The 13,080-nt window shown below is 45.8% G+C and carries 12 protein-coding genes; 1 reads left to right on the forward strand and 11 read right to left on the reverse strand.

Annotated elements, in window-relative coordinates; translation table 11 throughout:
* Window positions 1-47: 47 nt before the first annotated feature.
* The 10 genes from VL525_RS07000 to VL525_RS07045 all read right to left on the reverse strand — a co-directional run bounded on the left by VL525_RS07000 (window position 48) and on the right by VL525_RS07045 (window position 10,786).
* Window positions 48-1,859: a hypothetical protein gene (locus tag VL525_RS07000; protein WP_325384785.1), complete on the reverse strand. Its 1,812-nt coding sequence runs from the start codon at window positions 1,857-1,859 to the stop codon at window positions 48-50.
* 66 nt (window positions 1,860-1,925) lie between these two features.
* Complete coding sequence (locus tag VL525_RS07005; RefSeq protein WP_325384787.1) at window positions 1,926-2,258, reverse strand: hypothetical protein; 333 nt, start codon at window positions 2,256-2,258, stop codon at window positions 1,926-1,928.
* Between the two features lie 111 nt (window positions 2,259-2,369).
* Entirely contained in the window at window positions 2,370-3,056 is a 687-nt protein-coding gene (locus VL525_RS07010; RefSeq protein WP_325384789.1) for a sulfite exporter TauE/SafE family protein, read from the reverse strand.
* On the reverse strand, window positions 3,053-3,490 hold the full coding sequence (locus VL525_RS07015) for a FixH family protein (protein WP_325384791.1): 438 nt from the start codon (window positions 3,488-3,490) through the stop codon (window positions 3,053-3,055). The genes VL525_RS07010 and VL525_RS07015 overlap by 4 nt, the downstream gene beginning before the upstream one ends.
* Window positions 3,477-4,868, reverse strand: a complete 1,392-nt coding sequence (ccoG, locus tag VL525_RS07020; RefSeq protein ID WP_325384793.1) for a cytochrome c oxidase accessory protein CcoG — start codon at window positions 4,866-4,868, stop codon at window positions 3,477-3,479. Before ccoG ends, VL525_RS07015 begins: the two co-directional genes overlap by 14 nt.
* A 23-nt stretch (window positions 4,869-4,891) precedes the next feature.
* Window positions 4,892-5,818, reverse strand: a complete 927-nt coding sequence (locus tag VL525_RS07025; protein ID WP_325384795.1) for a cbb3-type cytochrome c oxidase N-terminal domain-containing protein — start codon at window positions 5,816-5,818, stop codon at window positions 4,892-4,894.
* A complete protein-coding gene (locus tag VL525_RS07030; RefSeq protein ID WP_147030710.1) occupies window positions 5,815-6,006 on the reverse strand; it encodes a hypothetical protein in 192 nt (63 codons plus the stop codon). The genes VL525_RS07025 and VL525_RS07030 overlap by 4 nt, the downstream gene beginning before the upstream one ends.
* Before the next feature lie 4 nt (window positions 6,007-6,010).
* Window positions 6,011-8,137 (reverse strand): cytochrome-c oxidase, cbb3-type subunit I, encoded by a 2,127-nt coding sequence (gene ccoN / locus VL525_RS07035; protein WP_325384799.1) that lies wholly within the window; start codon window positions 8,135-8,137, stop codon window positions 6,011-6,013.
* 85 nt (window positions 8,138-8,222) lie between these two features.
* The gene (ccoS, locus tag VL525_RS07040; RefSeq protein ID WP_325384801.1) at window positions 8,223-8,396 is read right to left on the reverse strand and encodes a cbb3-type cytochrome oxidase assembly protein CcoS; all 174 of its coding nucleotides are present in this window, start codon (window positions 8,394-8,396) and stop codon (window positions 8,223-8,225) included.
* Window positions 8,393-10,786 (reverse strand): heavy metal translocating P-type ATPase, encoded by a 2,394-nt coding sequence (locus VL525_RS07045; protein ID WP_325384803.1) that lies wholly within the window; start codon window positions 10,784-10,786, stop codon window positions 8,393-8,395. Before VL525_RS07045 ends, ccoS begins: the two co-directional genes overlap by 4 nt.
* A 142-nt stretch (window positions 10,787-10,928) precedes the next feature.
* On the opposite strand from VL525_RS07045, the gene VL525_RS07050 reads away from it, so the two are divergent.
* Window positions 10,929-12,182 (forward strand): divalent metal cation transporter, encoded by a 1,254-nt coding sequence (locus VL525_RS07050; protein ID WP_325384805.1) that lies wholly within the window; start codon window positions 10,929-10,931, stop codon window positions 12,180-12,182.
* Between the two features lie 20 nt (window positions 12,183-12,202).
* On the opposite strand, the gene VL525_RS07055 is transcribed toward VL525_RS07050, so the two are convergent.
* Window positions 12,203-13,060 carry a universal stress protein gene (locus VL525_RS07055; protein ID WP_325384807.1) on the reverse strand — a complete coding sequence of 286 codons (858 nt, stop codon included), beginning with the start codon at window positions 13,058-13,060 and terminating at the stop codon, window positions 12,203-12,205.
* Window positions 13,061-13,080 lie beyond the last annotated feature (20 nt).

Here is a 13,080-nt window from a genome sequence, read left to right on the forward strand (position 1 = left end):
CTTTTGGTTATATTATTGTTACTGCAGGGTGCAGCCATTTTCCCCCCTTAATTTATTGACAATTGATTACCAGCCACATCGATGTTAACCAAGCAAAGCTGCTGCTCGGATAACGCAAGGTCGCTGAACATTTTTTCGATATAAGCGCCGGCGTAATTTGTCATTTGCGGGATCAGCTGCTTATAATATTGTATGCCTTGCTGCAACTGACCTTTAAAGTTCTGTAGATACTTGTGTTTTTTATCATTCATGTTTTCCATGCATGACAAGATTTCGCGTTTCAAATAGTCAATATACAAGTTCAATTCATTGATGAAGATATCGGCCCTTTCAGATCCAGCGAGCAAATTTATCTTCCCATAAATATGGCCACCCATTTCGTCGAGAGAATAGATACGTGAAAAGTACGCGAGATTCGGCCCCGGGCAAATGGCAACCGCAGATCGTTCCCCAGCTTTCAGCATATCATTTTTTATATAAACCGATGCCGACAATCCTTCGCACAGGCACACCTTTTCTGTAATGCGCTCATATTGCCGGTTATACTCTTCGTCTTTTAATTTCAGGGCGTTCAATTCTTTTATTTTCAAGTGCTGATATTGCCTTGAGGCTGTACATATCGGCTGCTCTGTAAATTCAGTGTTGCTGCACAGATACTTCTTTGTACATGGGCTCCCCGGCCTGTTTCTGGCTATGCGGTGCTGCTTTTCCTGCTCAATGCTGCTGTTTTTGAAATTATTGAATAACACACCCAGGGGCGAAGCATTGCTTAGGTAATAGTCACTCTTTTTTGACCCTGCTAAATTTCTCAGCGTATCATCGTCGACATTAGTTACCTCCGGCACCAGCAGGAACGGGCTGCCCCATCCAGCGCTGTCTAATTGATAATGCTGAAGCAAAAATGCATGTTCATCACCGGTTCCGATACCCCCCTGGGCGGTTACCCGCTGCGCCGGCGCAGCTGTAATCGGGAACCCTTTCGTTTGGAGTGCAGACTGGTACATTGCAAAAAGCTCCTGCTGCATAGTCATTCTCTCCGACTTAAATTCTTCTAAAATAGGGCCCAGTAGCAGGCCATCGGTTGCGAAGGCATGCCCCCCGCAATTAAGACCTGATTCGATACGGAACTCCGACACCCAGATGCCTTTTTTTGCCAGGAACTTTGCCTGTATAAATGCCGAACGATAATTGCTGACTTTGAGTATTACCTTTTTTCGGAGATTACCACGGCCATCCGGATAAAAATCGCTGAACGTTTCCAGGTAACTGTATAGTTTAGGATTCATGCCGGCAGACAATACAACGGACGATTCGAGATCGCTTTCCGCAAATCCTCTTAATGCAGCTAACGCGTCGGTATTCTCGTCGCCGCTATAATCGCCCAGGGCATCGTAATTCAGCTTGTCCACTTTGGCCATGATATTTACATCGATGGATCCTTTTTGCATTTTCGCTCGCAGTACCTCCTGAAAAACTTTATTCTTTTCATCACCATAGTCTTTCATCAGGTCATAGCCCTGCCTAAGCGGCGAGTGCTCGGGCAGCAGGTCAAAATAACGTTCAATGTCGCTCCCTTCCACAAAAGGTTCCTGTTTTAACCTGGTAAACTGTTCGTTCACAACGAAATTCAATAAGTTTAAATAAGCCGTTATCCTGCGCGCGCGGCAATCTGCAGATGTTTTATGGATAGGTGCGTACGGTAGATTGTTTAGCCCGCTGTGATATTTGCGCATACGTTCCAGCAGTTCGTCATCTACAACAGAAACTACAGATGAGATGCCATACCGGGCAACTTTCAATGGTGTATCTATGGAAAAAGCGAGCCCTAAAACAGGTATATGAAAAGAATGGATCATCATTATTTAATTGTTTTGTACATAAAAAAAAGCCCCTGCACGGGGCTTTCCGATTTTAACCAGGGGTAATTATAATATGATCACAACAACAGACATAATAACCTGGATTAAAATGCTTATCGCAGACATCAACAAAACTGCGCGAATTCCGGCACCGCCCATATAGGCGATTATGGTTGAAAAAAAACAAGTCATGGTAACTAACAGCACAGGCAGCGCCGGGGCATCATAATAATACACCAGGGCCACCGGTAACGGTAAAAAGAAGATACCCTGCACCACCAACGCTAAGAAGAACCACATGGTCTTTCTTTCCTGCTGACTGTCCGCAAAGGCCGTAAATTTCTGCCATAAAGAGGTGTTCGTATCGGTTGACTGTGAATGAGCCCAATTTGCGGGCATGCTTGTTTTTAACGTAGCCATAACTGTTAATCTTTAATTCAAAGATCGCAAAGAGGGAACTGCCAGGGGATGACGGCCGTCATTTCAAAAAGTGATCGTACTCACAAACATTTATTGACAAAAGTTTTGCGCCGCCCTGATCGCCGGGCTCAGGTAGGGAATATCGAGTGAAAGGCCGCGCAGGATAAACCAGGCGCCGAGCAAAACCATAAAATAGGGGACCACCAAATTCAATTTCCGCCTTACATTCAAATTAATGAAACCTGAGCCGACGGTTGCCAGGAACATAAGGGGAAGTGTACCCAGGCCGAACCAAAACATATATTGCATAGCACTGCCGGCTGATGCGGTGTTAATAGCACCCGCCAAAGCCAGGTACACAAATCCGCAGGGTAGCAAACCATTCAGCATGCCAATGAAGATATGTCCCCAGCGATGGTTTACTGCATAAACCACCATCCTGTTTATGGCTGAAAAAAATCTGTTGCCGCTTTGGCTATTCATAAAGGACAATTTAAATAATCGGGAAGAAGCCGCTATAAGGATTAAAATACCGCTTGCAATGGTTACACCACGTTGCAGGCCAAGCAGCCAAAGCTGCTTGCCGATAAGCCCTATAAGCAGCCCTAATAACGAATAGCTGATTATGCGGCCAACCTGGTACACAAGCTTGTCCCATACAAAAAGCCACCGTCGCTTATCTCCGGTCGGTATCGCAAATGCCAGCGGTCCGCACATACCTATACAATGGATGCTGCCAAACAGCCCTATATAAAAAGCTATTTGGTAGGTGCTCATGGCAGATCTATTTCTTTTTTGTAAATATATTTTTTGCTGTTGGCCTGCCAGTCGACAGTCAGGCTCCAGTGTCCGCTGCGCAGGCCGTCGCGGGGGATGACAATACGGTCGTCACCATCGCTGTTGAAGTCGATAACCTTGTCGAGGGTGGCATCGGCCGGTCTTTCGAACCGGACACTCCCTTTTGCTGTGGAAGTAAATATGAATGCAAGACTATTTTCGGAAATTTTAATAACCGGCTGCGCCTTGTCGGTAACAACCTGTTTCTCCTGGTTATAGACGGAGTCGAATGCCAGTCCCTTCTCGTAATACTGCCGGTCAAAATCGTTGGGCGACTGGCGGAACATTTGCACGCCCAGCACCACTATAAATGTTATGAAAGCGCCCATGCCCAGCACAAGTCCCTTTCCCCAGTTTATCTTAATCTTCTTCATCGTCATACGGTCCTATAAAAGTTGTGCTGATGGAATTCAATACTTTGCCATGTTCTACCACATTCAATTTAATGTCTGTTTTGGCTGCATGAATTTGTTTGGTTGGCAGCATCAGGAAAAAGACAGCTTTGGTGGAACTTTCCTTACCGAGCGTACCCGGCGCCTGTATATACTTTACCTTAACCAGGGGGTCGGCAGGCACCAATTGGATATCCTGCAACTTGTCGGTTTTATTAATAATATCAGCATTATATATATTACTGATATAATGGCCCGGTTGCTCCTGGTAAAGCATTCCGCCCGATCGCAACACAGTAACATCAATGTCCTTGCGCTGGTAAATAAAATAGCCCAGTACCCCAAATAATGCCGCTATGATGACACTATAGGCTTTCATGCGGCTGGTAAAGGTTGGTTTTTTATTTTCCCTGATCATTTCTTCTGAGTAGAAGCCGATCAGGTTCATATCGCGGTGTATCTTTTCCATCACCTGGTCGCAAGCGTCAATACACATGGTGCAATTCACACATTCAAGCTGCGCACCCTTCCTGATGTCGATACCCGTTGGGCATACATCAACACACAAGCCGCAGTCCACGCAATCCCCTTTCGGGGTTGGATCTTTGCGCGACAGTTTGCCACGGGGCTCTCCACGCGTGTAATTGTAAGCCACCATTAACGTGTGCTTATCAGTAAGCACTCCCTGCAAACGGCCGTAAGGGCAAAGAACCGTGCAAACTAATTCGCGCACACGGCTGTAGACCAGGTAAAAGGCAATAGTGAATACCCATATACTAATAAAGCCAACCACATGCTGTGTCACCGGTTCTGTCATGATCTTCAGCAGGTTTTCGCTGCCGATAAGATAGGCCAGGAACGTATTGGCAATAAGAAAGGAAACAATCACGAAAATGATATGCTTGGATGTTTTTTTGATGATCTTATCCCGCGTCAAAGGGCCTTCATCCAGCTTCCTCCTTTTTTTTGCATCCCCCTCTATCCATATCTCGATCTTTCGGAAGACCATCTCCATAAAAATGGTTTGCGGACATATCCATCCGCAAAAAACCCGGCCAAAAGCCATGGTGAAGAATACGATACATACCACGAAGGCCAGCATAGCCAATACGAAAAGAAAGAAGTCCTGCGGCCAGAATGTTTGGCCGAGCAGGACAAAGTGACGCTCCATTACATTAAGCAGTAACAAAGGATGGCCGTTTATCCGCAAAAAAGGGCCGGCGAAAAACAGGATAAGGTAAACATAACTCAGCCAGTTGCGGTAATGGTAAAATTTACCCTTCCGTATCACCGGGTACATCCATCTGCGCTTACCCTTTCCGGTGGTTTGTGGCTGTTCTGAAATATCTGTATCTAACATCCTGTTACTCTTTATCACTTTTATTATTTAACCAGTACAGCAGTTTTTGCGGCAGGTGCCACCGGTTTGGCCGTTCCGTCGTCAAGTATTTTATCACCCTGTGGCTCTTTCGGATTGGCAGGGTTACTGCCATGTATCGATTTTACGTAGTTGGCAACATCAGCTATTTGCTTTGGCGACAGTTGTGTTTCCCAGGTTGGCATGCCTTTGCTGGCAACACCGTATTTGATGGTTTTGAATATTTCGTTTATCTTATTTCCGTGCAGCCAGTAGTCATCGGTGAGGTTTGGCCCTACATTACCCTGGCCATGATCGCCGTGGCAAGCAACGCACCTGCTTTTGAAAACATCCTGCCCCGAACTCAGTGCGGCCGCATCGGTTGTAAGTTTGACGGTATTTTCATCAACCATGTTGCCTGCTTTGGCCAGGTAAGCAGCCTTTTCTTTTGCAGCGGCAGCCATTTCATTTTTATATTCATCGTACTGCAGCGGAGCAGCATCAAATACGTGGTAAATGAGCAGGTAACCTACGGCAAAGGCAATAGTGACATAAAACAGGTACATAAACCAGGCCGGTGTTGGATTATCCAGTTCCTGTATGCCATCGTAATCATGCTCTATCAGCAGCGATTTTTCTTCGGACATAGGCTTCAGGGATAATAACTTGTTCAGCCTGTCGGCACGAGCGGCCTTCTTTGCTTCTTTAAGTGCCGCTTTGTCGGCTTTTGCGCCGACAGCTGCCTCGGGGCCCAGCAATAAACGGGCGACAAGCTTGAATGCTTTTAGCACCGTGAGCATGGCTATGATAAGCACCACCAATGCAAGCATAATAGCGCCATAGCCTATATAATTCATCGTCTCGCCAGGCAAAAGGCTATGGTCATCGGCAGCGAACGCCGGCTGAATGCCCAACGCGAAAAGTGATAAGAATATTAAGCGGATAGTTTTCATGACTTTAGAGGATTAGGGGTTTCTTCCGTACAATCATTTAAGGGTATATCGCTCATGTAATCAACATGCTGCTTGCGCAGGCGCAGTAACAGTACGGTAACCACAATGAAGAATACAAGGAATATGAACATGGAGAACAGCAGGTAAACCTGGTTACCGTCGATGTGCTCTGTAAATTGTCTAAACATCTTCTTAATTATTTGCTGTTTTGTTTGCTTTTATATCAGTGCCAAGGCGTTGCAGGTAAGCGATAATGGCTATGATCTCTTTATTGCTTTTCACTTTGATCTTATCCTTCGCCAGGTTATCGGCAATGCCTTTAGCTTGTTTGTCAAGGTCGCGGTTAGCTATTTTGTCGTAGCCGGCGGGATAAGGCACCCCCAGCGTTTGCATAGCCCTTATTTTTACCGCCGTGGTGTTAGTATCCAGCTTTTGTTTTATCAGCCAGCTATACTCCGGCATTATACTACCCGGCGACATCAGCCTGGGGTCCATCAGGTGGTTAAAATGCCACGAGTCGCCGTATTTGCCGCCTTCGCGCTGCAGGTCGGGCCCGGTGCGTTTTGAGCCCCACAGGAAAGGGTGGTCGTACACAAATTCGCCGGCTTTGCTGTATTCGCCATAGCGTTCCGTCTCCGACCTGAATGGCCTGATGGTTTGCGAATGACAGTTAACACAACCTTCCCGGATATAAATGTCGCGCCCCTGTAACTCAAGCGGCGTATAAGGCTTCACACTTGCAATGGTTGGAATGTTGGACGATATGGTGAGCGTCGGCATCAATTCTATAAATGTTCCGATAAGGATCACGACCAATGATGCTACCAGGAAAAGCACGGGTTTACGCTCGAGCCTGCGGTGCCAGCGTTCGTTACTTGCCTCAGGCCTTAACTTTTCAAGCGGCATCGCTTCAGCAGCTTCATCGGCAACCAGTTTACCGCGAACCGCGGTTTTATAAAGGTTGACAGCCATCACGATAACACCTGAAAGGTATAGTGCGCCGCCTACCGACCGCATTACATGCATGGGGATAATACGCATGGTTGTTTCCAGGAAATTTGGGTATTTCAGAATACCCTCGGGGGTAAATTCCTTCCACATCAAACCTTGCGTAAAGCCCGACCAGTACATCGGTATTGCATAGAACAGGATACCCAGCGTACCGATCCAGAAGTGGAACGAAGCCATCTTTTTAGAGTAAAGCTCTGTTTTATAAATGCGCGGTATAAGCCAGTAAAGAATGGCGAAAGTCAGGAAGCCGTTCCAGCCCAAAGCGCCAACGTGAACGTGGGCGATGATCCAGTCGGTAAAGTGGCCTATGGCGTTCACTTGTTTTAACGAAAGCATAGGGCCCTCGAAAGTGGCCATACCATAAGCGGTTAAGCCAACTACCATAAACTTCAGGATCACATCATCGCGAACCTTATCCCAGGCGCCGCGCAGCGTAAGCAGGCCATTGATCATACCGCCCCAGCTTGGAGCGATAAGCATGATAGAAAACACAACACCCAATGATTGTGCCCAGCCGGGCAGGGTACTGTAAAGCAGGTGATGCGGGCCGGCCCAGATATAGATAAATATCAGCGCCCAAAAGTGAAGGATACTTAATTTATAGGAATAAATAGGGCGATTGGCCATCTTAGGCAGGAAATAATACATCATGCCCAGGTAAGGTGTCGTAAGGAAAAATGCTACTGCGTTGTGCCCATACCACCACTGCACCAGCGCATCCTGCACCCCGGCAAAAACCATGTAACTTTTTGTGAAACTTACAGGGATCTCGAGCGAGTTAACGATATGCAGTACGGCAATAGTAACAAACGTGGCGATATAAAACCATATAGCAACATAAATATGCCTTTCGCGGCGTTTGATGATAGTGCCGAACATATTGATACCAAAAACCACCCATATAATGGTTATCAGGATATCTATCGGCCATTCAAGCTCTGCATACTCATGCGAGGTTGTTATACCCAGCGGAAGTGTGATAACCGCGGAAACAATGATCAGCTGCCATCCCCAGAAGTGGATCTTGCTAAGTACATCGCTGAACATGCGGGCTTTCATCAGTCGTTGAAGGGAATAGTAAACGCCCATAAAAATGGCGTTGCCCACAAAGGCGAATATCACCGCATTGGTATGCAGGGGCCTTACACGCCCGAAAGACGTGTACTGGTTATGCATATTCATTGCAGGCTGGTACAATTGTATTGCTATGATCAGGCCCACCAGCATGCCGATGATACCCCAGATAACTGTCGCAATACCAAAATTTCGAACGATCTTATTATCGTAGTAAAATTTCTCCGGTTGCATATATTAATTGATTAATGTGATTTATTTATCTCGGCGTAAAATTATCCCTGCCAATTCAATGACAGAATGATATTGGTCGGGCTGATTAGTGATCGTCATCACTTTTTTCCTTCTTTTCAGGCTCGTCGTCCAGTAATATCCGGACCGAAGGGGTATACAGGTCGTCATTTTGACCGTTCTTTTGAGCCCAAAAAAAAGCTCCCAGGAATATCAGGGCCAACACCATGCTGCACCCGATCAAAAAATAAATGATACTCATAACAGTTTCCTTTTTTTAGCGGCCAGGTGTGTGGCGATGCTGGTGAACGAAATAATGGTTACCGTGCTCAGAGGCATCAATATAGCAGCAATGAGCGGGGATAGCCTGCCGCTTACGGCATAACTAAGGCCGGCCACATTGTAGCATAGTGATATGATAAATGATGCATATACGACATTTAGCGCATCCTTTGAAAATTTAAAGAAATTGGGCAGGCGGCTTAAAGCTTTGCCGTCCAGTATGGCGTCGCTGCCGGGCGAAAAATTGTTCACATTGTCCGTAATGGCTATGCCGAGGTCGCTTTGCTTTAAAGCCCCTGCGTCATTCAGTCCGTCGCCTATCATCATTACCCTATGCCCATTCGACTGTAACATTTTAATAAAGTCGAGCTTATCCTGCGGCGATTGTTCAAAAAACATGTGGCCGGGTTTGAACACTGCCGACAGGGTTTCCCGCTCGTGACCATGGTCGCCAGATAGAAGAAATACTTTGTATGCGGATGAAATATCTTTTATACTTTTTATGCCTTCGCGGTAATGCTGCTTTATACTGAAGTAACCCTTATAAATATTATTGATGCGGATGTGAACTTCGGTCGACTCCGGGTTTATATTTTGGAATGATGAGCCCCTGATAAATCGTTCACTGCCGATATCGACAATATTCCTGTCGATATCGGCAGTGATGCCACGACCGGGTATTTCGTAGTACGAGTTGGTGCCCAGCTTGTGCTGGTGGTTCCAGAACTGGCAGACGAGCCTGCTAAGCGGATGAGCCGAATTACTGCAGGCCGAGTAGATCAGCTCTTTTTCGTAGTCGGAAACTTCGCCATGTAGTGTAATGGTATTGCCGCCAGCAACGGTAATAGTACCTGTTTTATCGAGTACGATGGTATCGATATGTGCAAGCTGTTCAACAACCGCAGTATTTTTAAGGTAAAACAGGTTTTTATCAAAAATGCTTAAAGCTGCCGCCATGGTAAACGGAGTGCTAAGCGCCAGCGCGCAGGGGCATGCGATAATAAGCACGGCCGTAAATGCTGATATACCCCGATGAAGATCGACTGGCAACCAAAACAGAAATGAACCTAAAGCTATCCCCAGCAATACTATTGTAAAATACTTGCTTGCCTTTTCGCTAAAGGTTTGCATGTGGTTATCCTGCAAACGGGTAAATGCTTCGTTGTTCCAGAGCCGGGTAAGGTAACTTTGCGATACCGGCTTTACTACCTCCAGTTCAATAGCCTCGCCGGTTTGCCTGCCACCTGCATACACCACCTCGCCCAGCACTTTTTCGACAGGTACAGACTCACCGGTAACAAAGCTAAAATCAACCTTCCCTTCACCTTTCAGCAAAATCGCGTCCGCCGGGATGATCTCATTATTCCTTATCAGTATTCGCTGCCCAACCTGTATATCAGCCAAAGGCACCGATCGTTCTTTTTCTTCTTCTATCACCTGTACCGCTACCGGGAAAAATGAGCGATAATCGCGCTCGAAGGACAGGTGATAGTAGGTTTTGCGCTGAACAAATTTCCCTATCAGCAGGAAAAAGACCAGCCCGCAACAAGTGTCGGCAAAGCCCGGGCCCGTGTGCATAATTATTTCTGCTGCTGTGCGTAAAAAAAGAACCGTAATACCTATTGCCAGCGGCAGGTCGATGTTCAGTACTTTATTCTTCAGGTTTGTCCAGGCCGAAACGAAATACCCGCTGGCACAGTAAAGCACCACGGGCAGGCAAAATACCAGGTTAAGCCAGCCAAAAAACTCGCGGAAGGATTGTTCCTGAACCGATATACCCAGGTATTCGGGAAAACTCAGCAGCATAACGTTACCGAAACAAAAGCCTGCTACCGCAATTTTTTTAACGAGGTTATCATTCTTATCCGATCCTTGCTTCCTTATTACGTCCTGCAGGCTGATGAGTGGTTCGTAACCGATACGCTCGAGAACTTCGACCACATCGTGCAGTGTGATCTGCTTATTGTTGAACCGAATGTTCACTTGTTTGCGCAGGAAATCAACCCGGCTGTAATAGATTGCCGGGTTGATCCTGTTCAATTGCTCAAGCAGCCAAATACACGAGCTGCAATGAATATTGGGTATGTAAAAAGTTACGATGGTGAATTTTTCGTCCGAGTAGTCGATAAGGTCCTTAACTATCGAGGGTTCTTTGAGGTAATCGAATCGCTTGCTTTCTTTTTTCTGTTCAGCTCCCGGATGCGCGTTATAAGTATAATAGTTGCAAAGCCCGCTTTGTGAGAGTATCGAATACACCTCGCGGCAGCCATTACAGCAAAACACCTTAGCATCCTGCTCAATATGTCCTTCTTCGCAGTCATTGCCGCAATGGTAGCAGCGGGTTTGCTGCTGTATGTTAGTTTGTTTCATCTGCGCCTGTTGTTAAAGGCAAAAATGAAAGCTATTTAGCTGGAAAAGAATGACCTTAACTGATACTAAAAAGTGACCTTCATCATTTTTTATACATCATAGTTAAAGCCTGCTTTATTATATTGCCGCTGAAATTATTATAATGTCTGCACCCAAAGGAATCTTCAAAAAAACTATATCCGTTCTGAAAAAATTGGGCCCGGGCCTGGTGACAGGATCAAGTGACGACGACCCTTCAGGTATTGCCACCTATTCGCAAGCAGGAGCACAATTTGGCCTTTCCATGCTCTGGACAGCTCTTGTTACGTTTCCGTTAATGGCCTCGATACAGGAAATGTGTGCCCGGATAGGATTGGTAACAAGCAGTGGATTGACCAGCACGTTGAAAAATCATTATCCCAAATGGATACTTTGGGTCATGATCATTTTTTCGTTCCCTGCAATCGTACTCAACATAGGCGCCGATATAGCGGGTATGGGCGCGGCTGCTCATCTGATCTGCCGCCCGGTTCCGGCTTTTGTATTTAGCATATTATTTACCGGCCTTATTATTGTGGCCATAATCTATTATCCTTATCAAAAGCTTGCTGCTGCATTAAAGTGGGCTTGTATTACGTTGCTGGTATACCTGGCTGTGCCGTTTTTCACCGACACTAAATGGCTCCAAGTACTAAGGCATACAGTTGTCCCTCATATTGAACTTAACAGGGATTTTTTCGGCATGCTGGTCGCAATATTAGGTACAACTATTTCGCCCTATTTATTTTTCTGGCAGGCAACGATGGAAGCCGAGGGCATGAAACAAAGCAAGATAGCTATCATCGTAGACAAAAGGATATTAAAGGATATGCGAAAGGATGTTGACATCGGCATGTTATTTTCCAATATAGTTATGTTTTTCATCATCCTCACCTGTGGCAACGTGCTTTATCCACATGGCGTACATCAGATAGAAACTGTTGAACAGGCAGCAGTTGCACTCAGACCTATCGCCGGCGATCTAACTTACACTTTGTTTGCGATCGGTATTATTGGTACAGGATTTTTGGCTATCCCGGTATTAAGCGGTTCGCTTTCGTATATGTTTGCCGAAACATTTGACTGGGATGAGGGCCTCGATAAGAAATTTTTCCAGGCAAAGCCTTTTTACGCTGTCATCGTCGTTGCCCTGATTATCGGCCTTTTTATCAATTTTATTGGCATTACACCCTTGCAGGGGCTTATTTACTCAGCCATGCTATATGGTATTACATCCCCGGTCATCATCCTGATCGTATTGCATATTAGCAACAACCGCAAAATAATGGGTGATAATGTAAATAACAGGTGGTCAAATATCACTGGTGCCATCACGTTTTTACTGATGCTTGGCGCTGCCCTGTCCCTTTTTATTTAAACTTAACTTTGGTCTGGTGTTTATTTTTCAGGAACCACCAATAATGGTATCCAAATATGTTCAGCCATTTTTTGCGTGTTGCTGCCAATAAGTATTTTATCCAGGAAAGAGTGTTTACGGTGCACCATTGCCAGCATATCCACATTGCCGAAGCGACACAACCAATCGAGGCCCTTCCCGGTTTTTTCGCTTTTTACTATGCGGTAATATATATGCGGATAGTTGGCTTTGTTGGATAACTCGAGCAGGAAGCCTTCGATGTTTTTCTTAAAATCGTATGCCTCGTCAATCTCGGTATAAATATGGGTTAAAAGCAGTTCGGCGTTCAATAGCTTAAGCAAAGGGATCAGGTTGAAGATAGCCTGAAGATCTTTTTCCGGTTCCTTGAAATCAGTGGCAAAGGCTATCTTTTTTACCGGAGCGATGGCAGCTGTTGGCGGAACCAGCAACAAGGGGCATGCTGCATTATCGATCATTTTGCGGCTATGGTTCCCTAACAGGGCCCCGTTGATACCTGTATTACCGTGAGTGCCCATTACCACCAGCTGAATATTCTCTTTTTTGGCAGCTTTATTTACGACCTCCGGCATATTTCCGTCTTCGCTGATCCGGGTGATATAAGGCCGGGAAGCAGCACCTTTTACCTTATGATGAAGGGCCTTTTCCAATTCTTTTAATTCGTCAGCACTGTTCTTCTGCAATTCTTCATATTCGTATTGTGGCCATACCAGTGTACCGCCCTCCGGAATTTCAGCCGGCACAAGAAAGGCGTTACACAAAACTATATTTGCCTTTACCTGGCTGGCCAATGCATAACCATATTCGGCAGCATGCGTTGCGTTGGCCGAAAAATCTGTCGCGATCAGTAAATTTTTCATCTTTTTAATTATTTATGGGC

It is taken from the genome of Mucilaginibacter sp., assembly GCF_035492695.1.
Taxonomy (GTDB): Bacteria; Bacteroidota; Bacteroidia; order Sphingobacteriales; family Sphingobacteriaceae; genus Mucilaginibacter.

Excerpts from the sequence above, each read along its gene's own strand:
- VL525_RS07000 (WP_325384785.1), bottom strand. The coding sequence starts at position 1,859 with ATGATGATCCATTCTTTTCATATACCTGTTTTAGGGCTCGCTTTTTCC.
- VL525_RS07005 (WP_325384787.1), bottom strand. The coding sequence starts at position 2,258 with ATGCCCGCAAATTGGGCTCATTCACAGTCAACCGATACGAACACCTCT.
- VL525_RS07010 (WP_325384789.1), bottom strand. The coding sequence starts at position 3,056 with ATGAGCACCTACCAAATAGCTTTTTATATAGGGCTGTTTGGCAGCATC.
- VL525_RS07015 (WP_325384791.1), bottom strand. The coding sequence starts at position 3,490 with ATGAAGAAGATTAAGATAAACTGGGGAAAGGGACTTGTGCTGGGCATG.
- ccoG (WP_325384793.1), bottom strand. The coding sequence starts at position 4,868 with ATGTTAGATACAGATATTTCAGAACAGCCACAAACCACCGGAAAGGGT.
- VL525_RS07025 (WP_325384795.1), bottom strand. The coding sequence starts at position 5,818 with ATGAAAACTATCCGCTTAATATTCTTATCACTTTTCGCGTTGGGCATT.
- VL525_RS07030 (WP_147030710.1), bottom strand. The coding sequence starts at position 6,006 with ATGTTTAGACAATTTACAGAGCACATCGACGGTAACCAGGTTTACCTG.
- ccoN (WP_325384799.1), bottom strand. The coding sequence starts at position 8,137 with ATGCAACCGGAGAAATTTTACTACGATAATAAGATCGTTCGAAATTTT.
- ccoS (WP_325384801.1), bottom strand. The coding sequence starts at position 8,396 with ATGAGTATCATTTATTTTTTGATCGGGTGCAGCATGGTGTTGGCCCTG.
- VL525_RS07045 (WP_325384803.1), bottom strand. The coding sequence starts at position 10,786 with ATGAAACAAACTAACATACAGCAGCAAACCCGCTGCTACCATTGCGGC.
- VL525_RS07050 (WP_325384805.1), top strand. The coding sequence starts at position 10,929 with ATGTCTGCACCCAAAGGAATCTTCAAAAAAACTATATCCGTTCTGAAA.
- VL525_RS07055 (WP_325384807.1), bottom strand. The coding sequence starts at position 13,060 with ATGAAAAATTTACTGATCGCGACAGATTTTTCGGCCAACGCAACGCAT.